This window comes from Candidatus Diapherotrites archaeon, assembly GCA_030688545.1.
GTDB lineage: Archaea > Iainarchaeota > Iainarchaeia > Iainarchaeales > VGJJ01 > VGJJ01.
This window is the reverse complement of sequence record JAUYHT010000001.1, coordinates 1-20,533: the sequence shown is the minus strand read 5'-3', so window position 1 is coordinate 20,533 and position 20,533 is coordinate 1. Positions and strand designations below refer to the sequence as shown.

17 protein-coding genes and 1 tRNA gene are annotated in these 20,533 nt (G+C 49.9%); 10 read left to right on the top strand and 8 right to left on the bottom strand.

What is annotated here, in order from left to right; translation table 11 throughout:
* Positions 1 to 9: 9 nt before the first annotated feature.
* Positions 10 to 5,232, bottom strand: a complete 5,223-nt coding sequence (locus tag Q8P05_00090) for a hypothetical protein (GenBank protein ID MDP2665893.1) — start codon at positions 5,230 to 5,232, stop codon at positions 10 to 12.
* Between the two features lie 79 nt (positions 5,233 to 5,311).
* Between Q8P05_00090 and Q8P05_00085 the strand changes: the two genes are divergently transcribed.
* The 6 genes from Q8P05_00085 (at position 5,312) to Q8P05_00060 (ending at position 11,023) form a co-directional block, all read left to right on the top strand.
* A complete protein-coding gene (locus tag Q8P05_00085) occupies positions 5,312 to 8,083 on the top strand; it encodes a hypothetical protein (protein ID MDP2665892.1) in 2,772 nt (923 codons plus the stop codon).
* A gap of 22 nt (positions 8,084 to 8,105) precedes the next feature.
* Complete coding sequence (locus Q8P05_00080; GenBank protein ID MDP2665891.1) at positions 8,106 to 8,936, top strand: hypothetical protein; 831 nt, start codon at positions 8,106 to 8,108, stop codon at positions 8,934 to 8,936.
* Positions 8,933 to 9,481 carry a tRNA (cytidine(56)-2'-O)-methyltransferase gene (locus Q8P05_00075; protein ID MDP2665890.1) on the top strand — a complete coding sequence of 183 codons (549 nt, stop codon included), beginning with the start codon at positions 8,933 to 8,935 and terminating at the stop codon, positions 9,479 to 9,481. The genes Q8P05_00080 and Q8P05_00075 overlap by 4 nt, the downstream gene beginning before the upstream one ends.
* An 18-nt stretch (positions 9,482 to 9,499) precedes the next feature.
* Complete coding sequence (locus tag Q8P05_00070) at positions 9,500 to 10,039, top strand: hypothetical protein (GenBank protein MDP2665889.1); 540 nt, start codon at positions 9,500 to 9,502, stop codon at positions 10,037 to 10,039.
* 125 nt (positions 10,040 to 10,164) lie between these two features.
* Positions 10,165 to 10,239, top strand: a tRNA-Met gene (locus Q8P05_00065).
* Between the two features lie 379 nt (positions 10,240 to 10,618).
* The gene (locus tag Q8P05_00060; GenBank protein ID MDP2665888.1) at positions 10,619 to 11,023 is read left to right on the top strand and encodes a hypothetical protein; all 405 of its coding nucleotides are present in this window, start codon (positions 10,619 to 10,621) and stop codon (positions 11,021 to 11,023) included.
* Here Q8P05_00060 and Q8P05_00055 read toward each other — a convergent pair.
* The 4 genes from Q8P05_00055 to Q8P05_00040 all read right to left on the bottom strand — a co-directional run bounded on the left by Q8P05_00055 (position 11,003) and on the right by Q8P05_00040 (position 13,459).
* Positions 11,003 to 11,599 carry a hypothetical protein gene (locus tag Q8P05_00055; GenBank protein ID MDP2665887.1) on the bottom strand — a complete coding sequence of 199 codons (597 nt, stop codon included), beginning with the start codon at positions 11,597 to 11,599 and terminating at the stop codon, positions 11,003 to 11,005. The two genes, Q8P05_00060 and Q8P05_00055, sit on opposite strands and share 21 nt — an antisense overlap.
* A 116-nt stretch (positions 11,600 to 11,715) precedes the next feature.
* Positions 11,716 to 12,030, bottom strand: coding sequence for a PRC-barrel domain-containing protein (locus Q8P05_00050; GenBank protein ID MDP2665886.1), 315 nt, complete (start codon positions 12,028 to 12,030; stop codon positions 11,716 to 11,718).
* Positions 12,031 to 12,296: 266 nt separating this feature from the next.
* Entirely contained in the window at positions 12,297 to 13,178 is an 882-nt protein-coding gene (locus tag Q8P05_00045) for a tyrosine-type recombinase/integrase (GenBank protein MDP2665885.1), read from the bottom strand.
* A gap of 38 nt (positions 13,179 to 13,216) precedes the next feature.
* A complete protein-coding gene (locus tag Q8P05_00040; GenBank protein MDP2665884.1) occupies positions 13,217 to 13,459 on the bottom strand; it encodes a hypothetical protein in 243 nt (80 codons plus the stop codon).
* 162 nt (positions 13,460 to 13,621) lie between these two features.
* On the opposite strand from Q8P05_00040, the gene Q8P05_00035 reads away from it, so the two are divergent.
* Together Q8P05_00035 and Q8P05_00030 are read left to right on the top strand one after the other, a co-directional pair.
* A complete protein-coding gene (locus Q8P05_00035; GenBank protein MDP2665883.1) occupies positions 13,622 to 13,777 on the top strand; it encodes a hypothetical protein in 156 nt (51 codons plus the stop codon).
* 69 nt (positions 13,778 to 13,846) lie between these two features.
* Complete coding sequence (locus tag Q8P05_00030; GenBank protein ID MDP2665882.1) at positions 13,847 to 14,296, top strand: hypothetical protein; 450 nt, start codon at positions 13,847 to 13,849, stop codon at positions 14,294 to 14,296.
* Positions 14,297 to 14,315: 19 nt separating this feature from the next.
* Here Q8P05_00030 and Q8P05_00025 read toward each other — a convergent pair whose 3' ends face one another.
* Both Q8P05_00025 and Q8P05_00020 read right to left on the bottom strand, forming a co-directional pair.
* The gene (locus tag Q8P05_00025) at positions 14,316 to 18,047 is read right to left on the bottom strand and encodes a hypothetical protein (protein ID MDP2665881.1); all 3,732 of its coding nucleotides are present in this window, start codon (positions 18,045 to 18,047) and stop codon (positions 14,316 to 14,318) included.
* Between the two features lie 46 nt (positions 18,048 to 18,093).
* Positions 18,094 to 18,357, bottom strand: a complete 264-nt coding sequence (locus tag Q8P05_00020; GenBank protein MDP2665880.1) for a hypothetical protein — start codon at positions 18,355 to 18,357, stop codon at positions 18,094 to 18,096.
* Positions 18,358 to 18,408: 51 nt separating this feature from the next.
* On the opposite strand from Q8P05_00020, the gene Q8P05_00015 reads away from it, so the two are divergent.
* Entirely contained in the window at positions 18,409 to 18,780 is a 372-nt protein-coding gene (locus tag Q8P05_00015; GenBank protein MDP2665879.1) for a hypothetical protein, read from the top strand.
* Between the two features lie 343 nt (positions 18,781 to 19,123).
* On the opposite strand, the gene twy1 is transcribed toward Q8P05_00015, so the two are convergent.
* Positions 19,124 to 20,236 (bottom strand): 4-demethylwyosine synthase TYW1, encoded by a 1,113-nt coding sequence (gene twy1, locus Q8P05_00010; protein ID MDP2665878.1) that lies wholly within the window; start codon positions 20,234 to 20,236, stop codon positions 19,124 to 19,126.
* 77 nt (positions 20,237 to 20,313) lie between these two features.
* Between twy1 and Q8P05_00005 the strand changes: the two genes are divergently transcribed.
* On the top strand, positions 20,314 to 20,457 hold the full coding sequence (locus Q8P05_00005; GenBank protein MDP2665877.1) for a hypothetical protein: 144 nt from the start codon (positions 20,314 to 20,316) through the stop codon (positions 20,455 to 20,457).
* The last annotated feature ends 76 nt before the right edge of the window (positions 20,458 to 20,533 follow it).

Sequence of the window (20,533 nt, the reverse complement as noted above, 5' to 3'; positions counted from 1 at the left end):
AGATATCATTCACGGCGATTGCGCGGTACTCCCCACGTTTCGATCCACATTGCCATCGGGGGCGCTGGTGAAATCGGCCCAGAAAAAGATGTTGAGGTCCTGCGTCCCCGCGGAATAGATGGCCGTGCCGACGGATTTCTTGGTCGTGGAAAGGGTCACGCAATTATTAGCAGGATTGCCGGAGCAAGTGGATTGATACCCGCTTTTTGAATTGGATGCCTTGAACACGATGGTACCGGGGAGCGCGGCATTGAGATCGAGGAACACATTGAAGTCGGAGGAAGTAGTGCTCTGATTGTCAAGGACGAAAAAGGAGATGGTATTATCGACATCCTGTCCTTCGGGTTGCACCTGGGTCTGCGTGTCGCTCGTGGCCCCCACCCACCCCCGCTGGCAACTCGTGCCCCCGGAGAAATTGCCTTTACCATCCGTACACCCATCAGCAGGGAGAGAGAGAGTGAAAGAATAGTCCAACCCCACGTCGAGGAAACGGTAAACATCTTCAATCCGATAGAGCACTCCGCTCTGAGGCTTGCCATTGATGTCCGCCTGTACGGAGGTGAGAAAAAGATCGAGGAAGGAATCCCCATCCGAATCCAACAAACGGAGGCCCGAACCCCCATATTGGGTGGAGCCCAAAAATAGGTTGGCATCGCCCCCGGAATAGCGTTTAAGGTAATTAGTATTCGTATCTAAATCGATATTGCCTGATTTGAAATCCACATCCTGGATGATGTAAACGGAACCCGCATCCTGAAGAGTAGTGTCGGCGCTCGCGGCCGCGAGGACGAGGTCATTGGAGTAAGCATTGTTGTCCAGATTCACCATCCAGGTTCCTTGGCCCCCTTGAATGGTGTAACCCAGATAGTCCTCGGTTTTCCCCCCGTTGAAACGCACGCTGTAATTGGCATCCGTATCCAAGATAATCTGGCCGGAGAGGGTGTTGATGTCCTTCATGACCCATACCCCCCCGGCGTTTGTCTTGGAATTAATGTCCGCGCGCACCGCGGTAACAATGAGGTCATTGGTAGCTATACCATTATCGAGATTCACTATTTGGATGCCGGGACCCGAATTGTTGGTGTAACCGAAATTGTCGTCGACCGAAGGAGGGGACCAGCGGGCGGTGTAATTGGATGATGTAGCCAAAGTGAGCGAGCCGGAGAAGGAAAGGAGGTCGCGCACAAAATATACTGCGCCCGTTATTCCGGGGGAAGTGGTAACGGCACGGGAACCGAACACCAGGTCGTTGGCTAGTGCATTGCCATCGGTGTTCACGAGCTGAACAGATTGGCCGGATTTCCCAATGTCACCAATACGGTCGTAGTTGGTAGCGCCATAGAAACGGAGATAGTAGTTGGAGGAAACACTCAGGGCTTTGGCCCCGGAGAGGGTGTTGATGTCTCGAAAGATATAGACGGTGCCATTCTCCAGGATGCTCGCGGTGTTGCAGCGGGCACACGTAACAATCATATCATTGGCGGCCACATTCCCATCGAGATTTACGACCTGGGCCCCCAAACCCCCGCCCGCGGTGTAGCCGAATTGATCCAAATTAACCATGGGGGTCCAATACACATCGCTCGTGGTCAAATCCGTGGCCGCGGTACGGAGATGGGCATCCTTGAATAAGTGGATGGACCCATTGTCGGTACGAGAATTGTCGCAGAGGATGCAGGTGATGAGGAGATCATTCGCATTGGCATTGCCATCAGTATTCACGATCTGAGCGGTGAGATTGCTGTCATTGCTATACCCCACATTGTCATTGTCCAACTTGCCATTGAATAATGGGAAAAACACCGAGGAAAGATCCACATCCCCGGTTCGCGTGTTGAAATCGGGAATGATGTAGACCCCCCCATTGTCATTGAGGATAAAAAAAAAACCTTGAAGGAGGTCCGCGAAGGGAGCTACGAGCACCACATCGTTGGCGGAGGCATTCCCATCCATGTTGACGATTTGGTAGCCTAATCCCCCGTTTAAATCGCCCCCAATCTTATCGGAGGCGGTCGCGCCGTGATAGGCCACGGTATACGAGGAAGAGGACGAGAGGGGATTGATGCCCGAGCGGGAGGTGACATTGTTGATGAGGTAAAGCGCCCCGTTATCGGTGCGGGATTGGGTGTCCCCGAAAGGGAGGGATAATACCAGGTCATCCAGGATGCCATCGGCATCCACATCATACACGTCGAAGGCATCCCCCGAATACCCGGTCCATCCCAACCTGGAATTAGATAACCCGTCCCAGCGGGCGGTGAAATTGTTTAGGTTGTTCAGATCGAGTAAACCCGATTTGGAATGGATGTCCTGGATGAAATAGAGAGAACCCGCATTCGCGCCCGTGAAGGTGGCACTCCCCGCGACCACGAGCAAGTCATTCGTGGAGCCATCGCCATCCGCATCGAATACTTGGAACCCTTTCCCCACTTGGGTGGGGTATGTGAGCATATCCCCCGCTCGGGAACCGGAGAAACGGGCATCGTATGAGGACGGGGTGTTCATGTCGAAATTTCCCATGCGCGAATCGATATTCAATACCATATACAGCGCCCCCGCATCGGCCTTGGAATTGGTATCCGCGAGAGGAGCGGCGATAAGGAGATCATTGGCATAGGAACCATTGTCGAGGTTGAGGAGTTGGACGCCTTCGCCGGGGGCATTGGGAACATTCTCTGTCGTCAAGGCGTTGAGGGCCCCCAGGCGATCGCTGGCGATTCCCCCCGACCAGCGAGCGGTGTAATTAGCGGAACTGGAAAGGAAATAATGGGGGTCCAGGAGAATGGATTGACCGGGAAGGAGAGTTATTTCGAGAAGGGTGTCTATCACGGTTTCTTCCGCCTTGCGGTGCACGACGACTAATGGGTCGAAACCCCCGGTGATCAAATCAGAAAAATCATAGAAACCAATTTGGGAAACGTCCTCATCGAGAAAGCGAATAGTGGAATGGGAGAAAGGAGAAGTGTCAGGGGATGGATACACCAAACGATACAAAGGACTTGGGAATATATTTTCGGTTTCGGAGAGAATCGATGGGAAAGGGGCATGGAGACGGATGCTGATTATGCGGGTGCGGGGTACGCTATCATTATTGGCTAAGACAAACTGCTGCTTGAGGGCGTTATCCGAACGCCCGATGAAAATTGAATTGGGGGAATCGCGCGGGGAGAACTGGGGGTCAAAATAGTTACGCAGGGAAATCCCGCCGCAAGACAGAATGTCTTCGCGCTGACGCCAGCCCGGAGGGTTTGGAAAATGATCTTCCCAATCATTGGTATAGAATAGGGGGGAACCGCGCGGGGGAAACGAGGGGTTTGATGGGGGGTTGGAGGAACCGTTTTCCTCGCCGTCCGCGTTGGAAGAAGGAACATGGTCTTGACTAGAAACATCTGGGGGAGTTGAAAGAGGATTGGATGATGGAGGGGATGGGAAACCCTCGCGGGGTGATGGATCCACTATCGGGGTGGTGGCATCCTGCTGAATGAAAGGAGCAGGGGATGGACATTCGAGATTAATCTCAACTTGGGAAAAAAGGGTTTCCAAAGAGGAATAGGAAGCGCGAGCATCATCGGCATAAAAGAAACGCTTGCCCGCATGAAGACGTTGCAACCAGGCGATGGCCCGATCCAGGTCATCCGATGACGCGTTAATGTCGGGAATAGTAGGCGTGGCGCTAATCTCCTTACGAGTGAATCCAAAGACATTTACCCCGGGTTCTAGAACGGGGGATGGGGACGCGACCCACTGACCCCCACATGAAAGGGTGTCGGTCGACCAGCGGGTGCAATAGTTTATGGTTTCCTCAAAAATTTTGTCGAGACGGAAATCCCAGGAATCAAAATTAAAACCCACGTCGAAATGGAAAATGTCAGTGATATTGCGATCGATGGCATCCGGGGAGAGGGGGATAGGTTGAGAGGTGAACACGGTGCCGGAATGGGAAATATTCACATCTTCTAAACGAACGACGGAGAGGGGGAGGTCGTGGAAATGGAGGCGCGCAGTATATCGACCTTCCTCCACGTCTACCATATTCCCGTCAAACGGACCTAATTTTTTGGGGGGTTGAAGAAGAAAGAACTCTCCGGGGGCATTGGAGAGGATGATTGAATGAATAGGTAATGGGTCTTGGATTTTGGTCTGGGGAATCCCATATACAATCCAATTCTCCTGTGAGAGGGAAATGAGCTCAAATCTGTTTTTTGAGACCGGAACGGGTTGCCAGGTGACGCGACAGGAATTAGATAAGGAATCGGGAGAGGAGCAGTAAAAGAGATTTCCATTCTCCCGCTTGGCCCACGCGAGGATCGCCCGCTCGAAAGGAAAACCGAATGACAGGGAATAAGCGGCCTGGACGTTGTAATTGATATCCTTGATGGACAAGATAGGGGGGGACGATAATGGGGTTATCTGAAACAGTTGCGCGTCCTGGTCCACGGAGAAGCGCTCCAAAGCGATCGAAACCAAGGGGTGTTTGGGGATAGTGACATGCGCGTTATAGATGCCTGAGGGCAATTGGAATTGCTCCCCGCTTCCACGGAGAAGCGTATTTGTATCCGCGCGATTGCGGATTTCCACTAATGAAAAAACATTAGGTGGAAAAATGGTGAACAACGGCTCCGGCGGGAGAGGGGGAGGGATTTGCGGAGAGGGATCCGCGGGAGAAGGAGCGGGGATAGCCACCTGGCGTCGGCGCACGCGGTCTCCGGGAACCGGGGGAATGGGTTTCTCGCTGGGTTCGGGGGTGAGGGATTCGAATTCCGATTCGCTTGGTGGTACAATGGGAGAGGGAGGAGATGGGGGTTTATCATCGCGTATGGGCGGGGCGGTCGCATTGGCGATGTGGAATATCTTGGAACGGGAGAGACAGATATCGGCCTCGCAGGCTTCGACTACCACTTGATAAGGGCCATCGGGGGCGGAAGATGTATCCCATTCCGCTTGTCTGGAAGAGGGGTCAATGGAAAGGGTGACGAGCGGGACTTTTTCACCCGGAGAGGAAATGGTGGCGGCGGCGCGGGTTATTTGGTCATCGGAGTGGAGCAGGAGAAGAAAAGTGCCGGACACTTTCTCCCCATCCAAGGGCGCGACAATGGTGAAGGAAAAATCGAGACGGATTTTAGATGACGCCACATCACCCACCCGCTCCTGCGCCACCACGAGAAAAGGAGCCATCACGAATAGTATCAGGAGGCCTAACCAAAGAGAATGACGGGTGAGCGCAGAGAACATGCATCCCCTACGCGAACCGGGTTTTAATGGATGAGGGCATGCTGGGCAGCTTTATTAATTTCCAGGACGTTGAACCCCCATGCGCTATTGGATTAAAGGGGGATTATTGGGGGGGTGGATCATCCTGCTCGCCATGGGGATGGCCTCCGCGGCCGGGGCGGGGGGAATGGAGGATGAAAGAGATGGAGGAATTTTGCCGATCCAGGAGGAAGACGTTTTTTTTTATCCCCCTGAAACGACGCCTGCGCTCACTATTTTGAATCCGCAGGAAAACCCTATTATCCACCGAATATGGGAAGTGCGTTTGAAGGTGGAGGGAAAAGCGGACCTGCGGATTGCCCCGGCGGGAGAAACCAAATGGTTTGATGGACTGAGAGGGGATTTGACAATGGAGGGGGTTTATTGCGGGGATGAAAAATTGGAGGAAAAATGGGAGGGGGATGAATGGGTTATTCCAAACTTCGAATGCGACGAAACCATATATGAACGGAGCCGGGTGGAAAGCTGGGGAAAGCATCAATTGGAATTTTCCTTCGGGGAAGTGAAAGAGTATGCCTACAATCAGACGGCGGATTTCCATATCCAGAGAGGAGAAGCCGTCATCCCAGTGAATGTGGGCACGGTGACCATTACCGCCGACGTCAATTATGATGCCCCGGCGGACATCAACAAAGCATTCATCCGGCACACCGCGACCCGACTCACGGCGAGCGGGAATCAAATCGGGCAAACCACCCAGAACCCGGCTTATCTCTTTACATACGTTTCAAATCCCCAAAACCTGTTGAGCGCCATTACCTTCGCCCGCGAACAGAGCAGTGGGACCCTGAACACCACCATTACTTGGGAAATAATTGAATACGTGGGACCACCGGGAGGGGATAATGAGTTTATTGTGAGGGATTCCAGCGTGGCCACGGCGGCCAGTGGTAATCTCACGGGGGAAGCCGTCGGGGTGGTGGCGGATGATAATAAAGTCGCCATATTTATCACGGGACAATCCGCCGACCAGACGGCCAATGGGACGGGGGATCGGGCATTATTCACCTCGGCCTGGACGGATTCGACTAATACGCCTACCTTCACACGGGGGGATACAACGGGAACCGCGCACGTCAGTTACGCGGTGGTTGAATTCATTGGGCAACATTGGGCCAATGTGCGGCGGGTGACGCATACGTATTCGGCCGCTGGATCTGAAGAAACTGAGACCTTTTCCCCCACAGTAGGGGATATCAACAAGACATTTATCGAATCCCAATTGCGAACATCGAATGGCGGGTTAGATGAATTGGGGCAATTGGCTTATCTCAAGGACACCAGTACGCTATCATTTCAGTTGAAATCCGGGGCTAACGTGGCCCACGATGCAGTGGTATGGATCATCGAGAATACGCAGGGGGATGGAAATAAAATGAGTGTCCAAAGACGGGGGGGGAGCCGGGGGACCGGGCAGAGCGAGCCGGACACCTGGACGGAAACCATCGACACGGTATTTGACCTGAATCAATCTTCCGTGTTTGGGGAAACCTCCACGAGCACTGGCACCGGGTTTGCCCTTCCGCGAGGGCACATCAACCTGCGTTTGACGGCCACGAATACTATTACTTTATGGCGATCGGATACCGGGCAATCAATTGAATATCGATATGAGGTTATCGAATGGCCCACCGCCACCATTCCGCAGGCGAAAGATACGGCAACAACCCTATTCATATTCAATGTGGTGTCGACGAGCGGACATACTATTACTTATGGAGGGAATTGCACGGCCAGCGCCTTCTTTTTTAATGAACATGATGCGGTATTCGACCCTGACGCCGATGGGAATGCGGCCAAAATAAAGCCGCGACCTATCCGGTTCGACTTCCAAACATTCACCCAAGACCAGAATTTTGACGGGGTTTCGGAACCAAGCTCAACGCACGTCGGGTATAAGAGCAATGTCACGGAAAAACCACCGTTTACGAATGACACCCCATCCGTGGAATTCACCACCACCAATTATTCCAATATATCCGCTGATGATACATCATACTGGACTCAGTCTGAGACAACGACAACCGTGTACCCCGCGATGCGTGCGGTATTCCGACCCACCTTCACCGACGTTCAACGCATTGTGGATATTAATGTCATGTTCGTAGGAAACAGTGGAACCGGCCCATTGGGTTCAATCTGCGGAACATCGACATACAATCCGGCCGACCTAAACATATTCATCTGGAACTACACACGCAACCTATACGAAACGATCGCTTCCCTACCCGGAACAGGAGATGGGTCACCCGGGGGAAGGAGCATTAGTGGAAACACAAGCAACTATATCCCTCAATACGTGTCCACCGACGGGAATATCACCCTTCTCGTAACCGGAGTGCCGGCCTCGACTGACACCGGGAATAAACAAAGCTGTATGACGATCGACTACCTCGATCTGAATCTCACCTATTACCCCACTTCCACCAATTTTTGCCAAAGCGAAACCCTATCTCCTTTTACTATTACGAACGTGGGGGGGAGCAGCGTGGACTTAGATGGAAATTTCAGCAGCGCCTTCACCGGAACGGATTTGAATATTGTGCTGAAGGTATGGCAGGGGACCGGAAGCGGGTGCGGGAGTGATGATAATGGGTTGGGAGGATGGGAAAAGGACTGCAGCGTGACGGGAACCACTACCCCTCCAACCGCCACGACATGCCGGCAATACAACCAGAGTAATGCTATCACCCCCGCCCGGTTGGTTACCGGCCTGGGGGGAGGAGACACTAATCAATTGTGTTTCAGCGGGGATATGAATATTTTCGTTAATGCGGGTGACCATAATAAGAATTTCGAGACGAGGAATTGACATGTGGCGATGGGGGTTGTTAATGATTATGATCCTAGCCGGGTGCGTAAGCGACCAAATAGTGGAAATTGGAAACCCTGACGGGGTGGATGATAATAGGAAGGACCAGCGAGGATTGATTAGAGGTTATGCCCACCAACAGGGGGTAACGGTTGAGGAAGCACGGGCTTTCTTCGCCCAAGTCTATGGGATAGAGGAAGAGAATGATATCACGGCTAAACTCCCGCCCGTCCCCAAAGACTTCGACCAATGGAAGGAACGCGCCTACTCAGGGGAAAAAGGGGTAGTGGGAATAGTGCCTGAAACCATATACACTCAACCTGAATTTTACCCGACATTCGAGACAGTGGGAAAAGCATTCTGGGTGGGGGGGGATGGGAGCATTCCCTATAGCGTTGGGATAATGGGCACTCCGGGAAAACAGGAAGCGACCATCACCCGGGGAGAAACAGAGACTGAAGGATATTTACTAATAGGAGCTTCATGGGGGGTCACGCAGCGACAAGGAATGGGGTTGAGGTATGAATTGGATTATGAACCCGCCACTCCTGACGAGGTACCGCGGTTCAATCTCAATGATCTGGAGAAAATCGTCCGTATCCGTTTCACCCCACAAAACCTATTGATTGGTAAAAATTTTCCCACCTTCGATGCGGATTGGGTGCAACGCGTGAAAATAGAAGGGATTGTATTACCTACCGCCCCCCCTGGAATATATGTCGTGAGAGTGTTTCCCACGGCGCCTGATCCCGAATTGGAAAAAGCTTGGGGCGGACAAACCTATTTTAGGGAGACTGAAACCTTTTCCTCGGGAGAGGGTATTGCTACATTCACCCTCCGTGTGAACCCATGAAACCGAATATTATTGTTGTACGGCTGAGCGAGCGCGGGTATAGAGACCTTCGAATTACTACCCATTGCGCCTTGGTGGCCCGGGCCTTCGGGGCTGAACGCATCATCCTCAGCGACTCATTGGATAAGAATATTCGGAAAACAGTGGAAAAAGTCAGGAAGAGATTTGGGGGAGCATTCGAAGTGGCGTATGAAAAAAATATCATTCAAAGGATCCGCCAGCTAAAAAAAATGGGATGGATCATCATCCACCTCACCATGTATGGGGAAGAAGCCCCTAAAACCGTGCGATGGATCAGGAAAAAAAGAAACAAGAACGTGGTGGTGGTTATTGGGTCGGGAAAAGTCCCAGCAGAGGTGTATACTATAGCCGATCGGAATACCAGCATCACGCGGCAACCCCATTCGGAAGTGGCGGCACTGGGGGTATTTCTACATTACTTAATGGATGGGGGAGAAGAGAAATTAGATTTTCCTGGGGAAAATATTTTCATCTTCCCCAACCCCAAAGGAAAAGATGTGCGGCTCCATCCATTTAAAACCTAATCTAGGGCTAATGATGATATGGGAAAGAGTGGGGACATATTAGGGTATAAGATAACACAAGATTTTCTCAAGACAGTGGGGGGCGACGAAGCTGTTGATGTGGTCCGGATTTGCATGGACCGGAATGGGGATTGTTTGGATGAAGATATCGAGAAAAAATTGAAAAAACTCAAGATAACCGAAATAAGAAGCATCCTGAATCGCCTTCATTACCGGGGGATCGCCTGTTATAATAAAACCAAAAATAAGAATTCAGGGTGGTATACCTATACGTGGGAGATCAAGAAACGACGGATTGTGGAACTTATTATCGAACAGCATTCGGAACAGCTTCAGAAATTGGAACAGAAAGCGCGATTCGATAAATCACATGAATTTTTTGCCTGCGGGAAGGAATGTGAGGAGACGGCTTTTGAGATTGCCGCCCAATATGAATTCCATTGCCCCGAATGTGGGGATATGATGCAACCCATTGATTCCGCTAAAAGAAATAAAAATATCCAAACTCAAATCACCTTTCTCAAAAGGGAACTTGGAGCGTTGCAAAAGAGTGTATGAGGGTTGCAAAACACACATTTTAGGACAATCCAAAATATTAAAATACAAATGATCCTAAGATTAATTGCCCTGAAATGGCCTAATAGATTCAACATACGATTAACGGAATAACGTTAATACTTAATAGCGGGGCGGGGCAGCCTGGAGTGCCCGTCGGGCTCATAACCCGAAGATCGAAGGTTCAAATCCTTCCCCCGCTATCCCTTTTTTCTGATTATAATCCAGATCACTGAATTTTAGATCTCTCAATATTTTCCACCTTTCCTTTTTTGGGTAAAATAACTGAAAAAAGACCCCTCGTTTTCAATTTTTTACCTTTTTTATTAACGTTAATTACAATTTATTAATATATTAACTATATTTTATGATTATTTCAGACTCACTGAATGAAATTCAACCCCCTTATTAACAGATTTGGTAATTACCAACTTTATATCTCATTATTTTATATGTTTTGGTAATTACTAGTAATTACCATACAGTTTTTAAGTAATTACGGTAATTACTATCATTACCATGATAAAAAATGTCCTACGGTCCCTTTTCAGAACCATACGAAAGATAGAACAATGGGTCGATATGGAACCTATTACTGAGAGACCACAAAAAGGAACCCAGACCACTATTTTAACCACTCAAATAACAGAAGAAAATGTTAACCATTCGCCACGTTTTAGGATAGTCAATTTATGGGACTATTTGAAGTTCCGAGAGGATACCCAAGCCTACCATATCAGCCACGTGCTATCTTTTGATGAGTGGACCGCCATGGATGAAATACTTCGTCGCGTGAAAGAGTTATTTCAAGTCGAATATAAGAATGAGAGGAGTCTATACCCTTATTTGAAGACATTGGTTGATTCTGGGTTACTAGAGGTAAATGTTGCGGGGGGAAAAATGAGATGGCGAAAAAAAACGTTGATGATCAGTCTGGAAGAAGAGGAAGAAGCGGTGGTTCCCGCTTCAGCTCAATCCCTTCAATAACTTAACTTTGTCATTGAATTCAGTTAATAATTTTGATTTGGTGTGCGATATCCGGAACCATTCATGGGATGTGATGGTTTGAGCCTCTTGAAGAACGATTTTTTTGCGGGTTTCATCAATGTTTTCTTGGAGGCGGTGCTTGTCCAACAATATGCTCATTTCATCATTTATTTTTAATGGATTCTTGCCAGTGGGGGATAAATAGGTCCTCTCGAGCAAATCCTCCATAGCAGCCAGGATTTTGGTGTCATCCACCTCTTTTTCATCCATGTAATAGACTGCCTTCCAATCTCCCTTTGAACGCCAATTGTGAGATGGATTTTGACCTGTCATAAAAAAATTTTTAAATTTTGAAAAAGCGTTGGGGTGAATAATTACAGTATTTTTCCCAGGGCGATAATAGGGGGTGTCTGATAAAACCCCTTTACGGTGGTAGTGGTAGGTTTTTCCATTAGATTTGGTAACATTTTGAGTATATCCATATATGGCTCTGAATAATTTTTGATAGGTGTATGTGGAATGTTTTACATTATCAGGTAAGATGAATTTGTATTGAATGAAATATCCTTTTGCCATAATAGACCCCCCGTAGTTCCGGTAATGGATGATAGATTAGTAGAGAGTAATCTCTTATGTAGTTAGATAAGACATAATAGAGTTTTTAATTATAGGTGATATCCTGGTGCTGGATATCATCGCCGTCGATAAGCCGTATAGGGTGTTCGACGTGGAAGTTCGGGTTGTGCATCCGATTCTTCCGATCGAGGCCTGGATCGGGTGCCTACAATTAAAATATCCTTGGCGGATAAAACATTCTGATAGGGGATGCTGCGTTCGGAAATGATTTTGCGTGCTTCCTGTTTGGTGCGCACCTTTAATGGTTCGGTTGTCATGGTTTCAATCTTCCCTTTTTCAAGATTGATTACGAGATCGAAAATTTTTCCTTTGTATTCGGCGTTATCAGTATAGATATCCATCCCGAATAGCTTTGAAATGCGTACAGTCATAACAGCCCCCCTGAATCATTTGAAGTGATGCATAGAATCGTAATCGAATATTTAAGCTTTTAGGAAAAAATGGGTGTTTTCATCTTGAATGACCCCTATTTTTTCTTTTCTGATTATTTGGGAGTAGTGGAAGTGTGGGGGGGTTAGGTTGAGTTATGTAATCCAAAATAATTAGTTATGTATAAATTTACTACATAATATGGATTTTGATTAGGCTATTTAATGTATTATGTTGAACCTGGTTACGCCTGAAACACATTCTTTCCTTATATCTTATCAAACGGGCTCTGCACCCGTTTAAGCTCCTCATTGGAGACGTGGGTGTAGATGGATGTCGTACTCAGGTTAGCATGGCCCAACAGAATTTGAATTTTTCGAATATTTTCACCACCTTCTAATAAATGAGTGGCAAAGGAATGGCGTAGGACATGGGGGGTTACTCGTTTAGTCAAACCCCCTTTTTGGGCGGCTTGCCTCACGATGCGTTCAATGGTATCCGTCGACAGCGATTTTCCATTTTTCTTGGAAAACAAGAAGGGGGTGGGTACCTTCTTTCGATTCACATAGGATTTAGCTTTTCCCACCCATTTCTGAGAAAGGATGAGAATTCGATCCTTATTTCCTTTCCCGCCGCGCACGTTGGCCACTAAATTATCAAAATCCACCTGGTCTACCTTCATACCGACGGCTTCGCTGACCCGGCAACCGGTTGAATATAGGAATTGAAGTAATAACCTATTTCTCCCAGGGGGGGTGTGTTTGAAGATAATCCTAATCTCAGGAATAGTTAACACCACTGGGAGCTTCTTAGCCTTCTTAGGAATGGAAATCTCTTCAATGAGGTTCAAGTTGAGGTGCCGTTTATAGTAAAAGGTCAAGGCCGCATGCATCAACGCCAAGGTGGCATTGGAGGTAGTGGCAGTCCTGGCCCGGGCGAGAAAGGTGATAATATCGTGTTTAGAGGCCTCTTCAGGGGGTTTTCCCAATATTAATAATCCTTCCAAGTATTTTCTAACATACAGCGTATACATGCGAATGGTTCTGGGAGAATACCCCCCCACCCCAAGTTCGTCCCTCAGACGGGTTACTCGCTCCTCCACCCAGGTGGGAGAAAAATTTTGTTTTTGGGGTGAAATAGAAGGGTCCATTCCCCCTTATTTATTTTGCGGGATAAAAATGGGATGGGTCATTCCCGGGTGTTTTCAATAGGCTGGGCTTCGGCTTCCATTTCCTGGAGGACTTTCCCCTTTTTTCCCTGTTTGACTTCCTCAAAATCCTGCACCAATTCTTCCGCTTCCTCATCATCCAACCCCAATAAATGGAGCTTCTCCAGATGATCCTCCTTGGAGAGCTGGTCAAACTGCTGACGCCAAATCTTGTCTTCCGGCTTCACTATTTTACCATCTGAATGGCTTTTTCGTAATGGCATATCCATTACACCTACCCCGTGACTATAAAAAGCATTCTGAAACAGCCTTACCTCCTTTCCTCATGAAAATGTTTAAATACAACATAAGACCCATATATAGGTTCCTAGCTGCATTTTTGGCGTTTGTCGAATGCATCACGAGTGAGCACCGAGGGGGTCCTTATGAAGTTCGAAGTCACAGAAGAGATGCGCCTCAAGCTTTTGGCTGAGGAGTTCGAGCTCCGCGCCAAACAGCCCACCGCGTGGACCAAAACAAAGTTCCGTCCCTATGCCAATTTTCGTCGGCCTAAGGTGGAGCAAGCCGAACAAGCTAAATAAATGCGGCTTGTTTGGAACTTTTTTTTTTATTTTACTCACCCTTAAATATTCGAATTTTATCCTATCCTCATGGAACTCAATCGCATCATGCTGGGGGTGGGGATTCTCGCGTTATTAGGACTAGGTCTATTCCTTTTCCTCAATCCAAACCTGGATGCCACTGGACTTGTGTCGGCCCCCTTCACCTCATCCAATCCGTTCTCCGGAAAACTCACCACAACCATTGAAAATCTCTTCCGAAACAAACCCCAATCCATCATCGAGCAGGATGGGCGCATCGGCATCCTGTTGCCCGGAGGAAATTCTGTACAATTCACTCGGGACGCACGCACAACGAATCAGGATGTGGTCATCATCCTCAACGCACGCACCACCAAACTGGATCACTTCAATGAGTATCCCACATTCGTGGAGAACGAATTCACATTTGTTCCACCTAAAGAAATAGAGAAAGAGGATCCTTATGTGCGGGCCCAATATCCGGATGGATTATATCTCATGCCCGTGAATGTGGAGTAACTATCGTTTCACTTTTTCTTTATAGCGGCTTTTGGGAAGCTACAGCCGGGGTTTCTTTCGTGCTTTCCCGGGAGACCGGACGCGGAAATGCCATTTTAGTATTTCCTTCCACCTTTTCAGTTGACGATGCGCGGGGCAACCGCTTAGGGATGACCACTTCCGGGTGTTTCCGTTTCCAATACCGGTACACTAATCCTCCCCCCGCCAATATTCCAATACCAATCACGGGAAGGCTTTCCGGGGGAAGGGTCGCTAACCCCGATCCGGCGTTCCACTCTTCCAAATAGCGCCGAATATTCTCGCCAATATAGATGGCTTTTCCCCACTCCCCCGCAGCCAGGGCCACTTTCCCCTGCTGGATAGCATCCACCACACGTGGTTCATCCCACTCGGTGTTTATCACCCGATTCATGGATTGCTCTCCCATCTCCCGAATGAGTTGCCGGGCTTCATCCACACGTTGAGACGCCCGATCCAACACCGCCTCAATTTCCTCCGCATCCCTATCCGAAACCGAATCCACCCCTTTGAATTGTTTCATTAAACTTTTCATCTCGTCTCCCAATTCCTTGATCTGCTTCTCATCCATGGGGCACACATACCCCACCTCACCCAATTTGGGGCACGTGATCCCCAATTCCTTCTTATAGGCCGTGATGGCATCTAAAATAGATTGGGCGCGGGCCGTCCACTCTTCTATTCTGATTATTCCACTGTCCGTCGATTCCTCTTCCATGGTTGGGGAATCAACAACCTTTACCGCCAAATCCACCTCCTCCACGATTTCTTTCGCTCGGGTCAAATCCCTCTCACGGATGGCGGTTTGCATGGCCGCGCGCCACGCGGCCAACCGTTCAGGTTCGAGTGTCGCGGTTGGCTTGTCCTCAAACTCCCGCCAGACATATTCAAATTCCTTTTCCTCCGCCTGATGGTCAGCCCACAAGGTATCTAAACGCTTTCGAATACCTGGGAGGGCCGCGGCGATCTTCTGCCGATCTTCCCCCGCCAACAATTTCAAAAGATCCTGGCGCAAGGCATCCACCTCCCACTTCTTTCTCTCACCTAGTTTCCCTTCCAACAAATCCAATTCATCCAAAAGTGATTGGATATTAGCCCTCCACACCCCCAAATCTTCCGGAGCGACAATCGTGATGTTAAACGTCCGTTCTCCCCCAGGGGCCAATGCGACCATTTCCAGGATGACCTGATTTCCCCGATCAACCATATATGCCACCTCGCGTCCCCCCTCATCCACGCGCACGGCACTCGTGAACAGGGGTTCGGCTTGAATACTCGTGGGAATATCCGTGGCCACCGCGAGATGCGCCGTATTCTTGACGTGCCATTCATATGTGCTGAACACCTGCCCCAAATGGGTGCGTTGTTCCACGAGTCGAGTTTCATGGGGCAACCCCCCACGAATGATGTAGGATATCTCCAAAAAGTCCTGTTCATCCTCCACATTCATCCGCAGAACCATCTCCCCTTGTTCCAGGAGCGCCTCCACATTCCCTTTTCCATTCCGCGCACTCAGGAATACTGCTTTGGGATGAGAAACCTCCCACCCCAAAGCGATGGAAACCGGGAAGTAGGATCCATCCCAGGTCATGTGTTGAATCACCCCCACATCTTCCCCCACCACTTCGACCACGCGTTCCTCTTTTTCACTCCGGATAAATGTTCCATCGCTCGTACCCCGCAGGATAATACCATCTTTTCCCACCTCCCGGATGGGAATCAAAAGTTTCCCCCCGTCCTCCAAAAAACCGGTGCTGTTCAATGTGATAAACCCCGGTTTGTCCACTCGCGCCACCCATTCTTTCACCACCATTTCCCCGAAGGGGTTAGTTACTTTCCATTCCCAATCTACTTTTTCCCTTGGGTGGGATAGTCGGACCCCCGATAAAAGTTTCCAATGCGACCGTTCCGCGTGGGCTTGCCACATCTTTTGCATGGCCGAGTCTAACTCACCACGCATATCCCTTCCTTCCCTATTTTTCTTCGCCACGATGTCGAGAGAAATAATATCCTGGGGAGAGTCATCCAAAAATTGGGCCATCTTAGCCATCCATTCCCGCGCATTCCCTTCTTCCCCTACTTCCGGTCGCGTCATGACGATGAAAGATAGCATCTCCGCATACGTTCTCAATTCCTTTCGTATCATCATCCATTCCTGCACCACAGCATCCGACTCATACAACCCCATGTAATGCGCCAACCGGCTCTGGCAGGCGGCCACCGCGAGCTCGGATTCAGGATAGGCCTGCCACCATAACTCAACCGTAAAAGCAGACGTATCATCGCCCAGGGCGTTAGCATAGCGCACGACCCGTTCATTACATTCCACCAATGGGTCCTCTTCCCTTAGATCAACCAACTGGTTCGCCTCAGCCGCGAGGACCACTAGCAATCTTTCGCAAGAATCAACCAATTGTTTCGAATCCTCGCTCAATACCTCTTCAGCTGCCTCCTGCACCCCCACTATTTCATTTTCCCGCCACTCATCGGCCAGCGCTACACACGCATGGCCAACCTCTTGCAAGCGTTCCCTCTCACCCTCTATTTTTTCCGCTGCCGCCTCCACCTCGCGCGCAAATGTCCGCCACCGAACCACCCTCTTCCCTAGGGGAAGAGTGTTTCCCATTCGTTCCAGGCGCAAAATTCCATGGCGTTCCAGCAACGCGCTCCCCGGAAACCCATCTGATGAGCTCTCATCCCGTCCCCCCAAAGTGGCCCCAGTCCACGTGCGCAACGATTCCCCTATTTTTTCCCATGCGCGCCAATCCTCCTTCACTATTTCCCATTCCCCCTGGAGTAATTGGATACGCTCCCGTATTGTCGTTTCCATCTGAATCTCATCCGCTTCCAACCCCTCCACTCCCGTTCGCACGCGTTCCACGGTATGCAGCATCCGGGGTACAATCCCCCGATCCAACCCCACCCCATTCTCCACGCGCTCCATCATCTCGTCCGCCTCCAACTTCCCCACCAGGGAAAAGAGGCGCGTGGCGTCATACCCCTGCACCACCGCACTCAATAAACTCTGCCACACCGACGAAAAACGCAACACCTGCTTGGCGGCCGATTCGTCACTCCTTTTAAGTGCGGTCTCGAACCATGAAAAGGCGGAGGCCTGATTCACCGCATAGGATTCCACGCGGCTCCCTTGAATGGCTTCCCCAATATCTTCCAAATAGGCATTGTTTTCCTTCCACAACCGACCCACTTCCCCCGAAGCTGAGCCGGTTTGGATATCCTGCCACATCGTAAGGGCTTCCGCGTACGCCTGGAAGGCTTCCGAATCCCGCACCTCCTCTAGTCCTAATGTATGCGCATCTTCAATCACTTCTCGTAAGGCATCCAATGCGGCCAATTGGGCTTGCTCCACTTCATACAATGCTTTCTTCAAGTGATGGGCGCCTACCACCCCCTGGGTATAGGCTTCCTCTGCCTTTCCCGCCGCGCACGCGCGTCCGGTCTTTTCTAGTTCATCCCGCGCGCGATTGGCGAAAATCCAAGATTCAATCACCGATTTTTCAGCTCGTAAGGTGGCTGGGGAAAATGTTCCATTTCCCCCCGATGCTTTTTCCCAGGCGGCCGTGCAGGTCTTCTGATCATCACACCATGGGATGTGCGTCACATGTGTTTCGGTGCTCGCCAAACACAATTCTATTTCCGCTCCCGTGAGCTGGTAGTCCACGCACCCACTCAGGAAGACGATGACAAAAAGTAACCCCCACGCCATTTGCATACTCGCCTTCTTCAGGCGTGCGTCTTAAAATCATACGGAAAATTTTTCAGGTGCAAACTTCCAATGCCGTATCCGCTTTTCCCTGCCGGAGATGGTCCACCAGACAATCCACTTGGCCTTTCAACAATCTATTCTGCGTTTCCATCGTCCGAATCTGCTCAATCATATTGGCTCGGTTGGGGTTGATATAGGGTTCAGCCATCGGATACATCCATGACCCCACCACTAACCCTAATACAAATAGCACGACGGCCCACCCCGCTCTCTTTTTCCATTTTCCCTTCTTGGGGGTTGCATTCTCATCACTCATGGAAAAATAATACACCCCGCATTTATAACCTCTTTTCACGGGTTAATCCCTATGACCCCTCGCTGGTTTGCCCCCCTATTGAAAAATCCCCTCGGCGCGACCCGATTCGTGAGAACCTCTTTTCCCAAGACCACATTTTTCCTCGAACAACGGGTCACTCGAGATAACAACCTCATCCGCCAAATCCGATTTGATCTCGATGGCAAAACCATTTTGCGCGGGCGCGCCATCATCGACCTGGATAAGACGGACCCGCGGATCGTGCGTATTCTCCTGCACACTAAAAAGCCTATTGGGGAAATTCTCACGCAATACCCCGCCCGCCGAACCCGTCTTCGTGCCACCACGCGATCCAGGGAATTCCATTTCCACGGGGGCCTCCATGCCAAGGTTTGGGAACGATTCTATTTGTTAGCTAAATAAAACCCTTATCCGCTGGGGGGATTTGTGTTAGTCGATGGTCCGGATGAGTTCTCTTCCGCGCAAAATTGATTCTCACTACCGGGAGGTGTGGGAAAAGGGTCTCCGTCGCATGTGCAGTAATTAGAGCATATTACCACATACCGCCCCCCATCCCCGCAATATCCATTGCAAATACTCCCGGGGGGATCGCATGAAGGCCTTTCTCAAGAGCCGGCGAAAGGGGGTATTGGTTTTCCTTGTTTCGTATGCGCTGGTGATCTCCCTGGTGGGGGGAAAAAGGCCCGGCAATGGTGGAACACCCGCCGTGCACCCACCGTGCGTAAAAAGAAATGAACCCTTTTCCTCACTGCACGACCCCCACATCGCGGGGGCTTTCTTTCACTACCTCCACGCCCTTGGAATACCTATCTGCTTCCAAGTTGGGAGGGGATGGAATATCATTCACGCACGCGAAGAATTTATCGAAATCAATCCACGTTTTCCCATGGTATTTGGTCTTGGCCAACAAAATGACATCGCTGGGCACGTGCTCGCTGGCGAACGTATAGGTGTCCCCCAGATGGGATAACACCCCCAACCCGAAAGCTTTGACCTCCTCGAAGGTGGGCATGCGATCCCGGGACAACCGCTCCCGCGATTCCCCCACATGCATATACCCTTTCACTTCCACAAAATCAAAATCACCCATACGAATTAGCTCCGCATACTTCTCGGGGTGCGCATCATTGATTCCTTTCACCATTGTCAACCGTGCGCATTTCCGAAATTTTTTTTCCCCCGCATTCCGGATGCTTTGGGTATATCGCTCCCAATAATTTTGGAACAAGGGGACATCTAATACTTTCAGTATATCCGGATTAGGGGCATCCAAACTCAAATAGAGTTGGGTCACTGTTTTCAATTGCCGGATGGCTTCCGGGTATTGGGCATTCGTCACGATGAACGTGGATATGTTCCTCTGATGAAATTTTTCGCATAACTCATTAATCCTGGGGTACGCAATGGGTTCCCCCGTCAAGCTCAATGCCACGTGTCCCACGTGGTGGCTTTGCGCATACATCGGCGGAGCCACTTTCTCATTCCCCCCAAACCCCGCTAACAATTTATGGTGGGCTGCTAAACTCTCATCAATGATCTTATCTGGATCGTCAATCTCCCATTTCCATTCATCCGAAACCGGGGCTTTGTATCCCCGCCAGCAGAAGGAACACCGATTGGCACAACTCATATTAGGGGTCATCTGCATGCATTGATGGGAGCGGATTCCATAGAACTTGAATTTGTAACACCCCCCCTCCCCGCGCAGCATGTTCTTGGTCCACCCGCACACTTTCACCGCGGAATGATTCCCCACTAATCGGTATTGCTGGCGCTCGAGCTCTTTCTGATATAATGGGGAAACCTGGGGGGCTTTTACAGCAAGGGTATTTTCCCCCCTGCTTTGAGTAGTAAGCATACCTCATCCCCCCGCCAAACCGTTAAAAACAAGGACCGCCCCGCACCTTAATTAACTCCTATTGCATTATTTCTTTGATGGCCAACATCCTCTATTCTCCCGATCCCTCCAAGAAAAAGAAAAAAGGTTCCTCATCTTCCATTCGTCAAAAAGTGGAACGCGAGGCCCTGCGGGACATGTATCCCCCCTCCAAACCCCGGAAGCCCATCAAAAAGCTCTAAACCCTACATGATAAACGCCTCCCCCCGGAAGATTTTCGCCGGGGAGGACCATTGGGCTGCGGGCCACGGGTCAAGG

Excerpts from the sequence above, each read along its gene's own strand:
- Q8P05_00005 (MDP2665877.1), top strand. The coding sequence starts at position 20,314 with ATGGCCAACATCCTCTATTCTCCCGATCCCTCCAAGAAAAAGAAAAAA.
- Q8P05_00015 (MDP2665879.1), top strand. The coding sequence starts at position 18,409 with ATGACCCCTCGCTGGTTTGCCCCCCTATTGAAAAATCCCCTCGGCGCG.
- twy1 (MDP2665878.1), bottom strand. The coding sequence starts at position 20,236 with ATGCTTACTACTCAAAGCAGGGGGGAAAATACCCTTGCTGTAAAAGCC.
- Q8P05_00020 (MDP2665880.1), bottom strand. The coding sequence starts at position 18,357 with ATGAGTGATGAGAATGCAACCCCCAAGAAGGGAAAATGGAAAAAGAGA.
- Q8P05_00080 (MDP2665891.1), top strand. The coding sequence starts at position 8,106 with ATGATTATGATCCTAGCCGGGTGCGTAAGCGACCAAATAGTGGAAATT.
- Q8P05_00040 (MDP2665884.1), bottom strand. The coding sequence starts at position 13,459 with ATGCCATTACGAAAAAGCCATTCAGATGGTAAAATAGTGAAGCCGGAA.
- Q8P05_00030 (MDP2665882.1), top strand. The coding sequence starts at position 13,847 with ATGGAACTCAATCGCATCATGCTGGGGGTGGGGATTCTCGCGTTATTA.
- Q8P05_00075 (MDP2665890.1), top strand. The coding sequence starts at position 8,933 with ATGAAACCGAATATTATTGTTGTACGGCTGAGCGAGCGCGGGTATAGA.
- Q8P05_00025 (MDP2665881.1), bottom strand. The coding sequence starts at position 18,047 with ATGCAAATGGCGTGGGGGTTACTTTTTGTCATCGTCTTCCTGAGTGGG.
- Q8P05_00090 (MDP2665893.1), bottom strand. The coding sequence starts at position 5,232 with ATGTTCTCTGCGCTCACCCGTCATTCTCTTTGGTTAGGCCTCCTGATA.
- Q8P05_00055 (MDP2665887.1), bottom strand. The coding sequence starts at position 11,599 with ATGGCAAAAGGATATTTCATTCAATACAAATTCATCTTACCTGATAAT.
- Q8P05_00070 (MDP2665889.1), top strand. The coding sequence starts at position 9,500 with ATGGGAAAGAGTGGGGACATATTAGGGTATAAGATAACACAAGATTTT.
- Q8P05_00060 (MDP2665888.1), top strand. The coding sequence starts at position 10,619 with ATGGAACCTATTACTGAGAGACCACAAAAAGGAACCCAGACCACTATT.
- Q8P05_00085 (MDP2665892.1), top strand. The coding sequence starts at position 5,312 with ATGCGCTATTGGATTAAAGGGGGATTATTGGGGGGGTGGATCATCCTG.
- Q8P05_00035 (MDP2665883.1), top strand. The coding sequence starts at position 13,622 with ATGAAGTTCGAAGTCACAGAAGAGATGCGCCTCAAGCTTTTGGCTGAG.
- Q8P05_00045 (MDP2665885.1), bottom strand. The coding sequence starts at position 13,178 with ATGGACCCTTCTATTTCACCCCAAAAACAAAATTTTTCTCCCACCTGG.
- Q8P05_00050 (MDP2665886.1), bottom strand. The coding sequence starts at position 12,030 with ATGACTGTACGCATTTCAAAGCTATTCGGGATGGATATCTATACTGAT.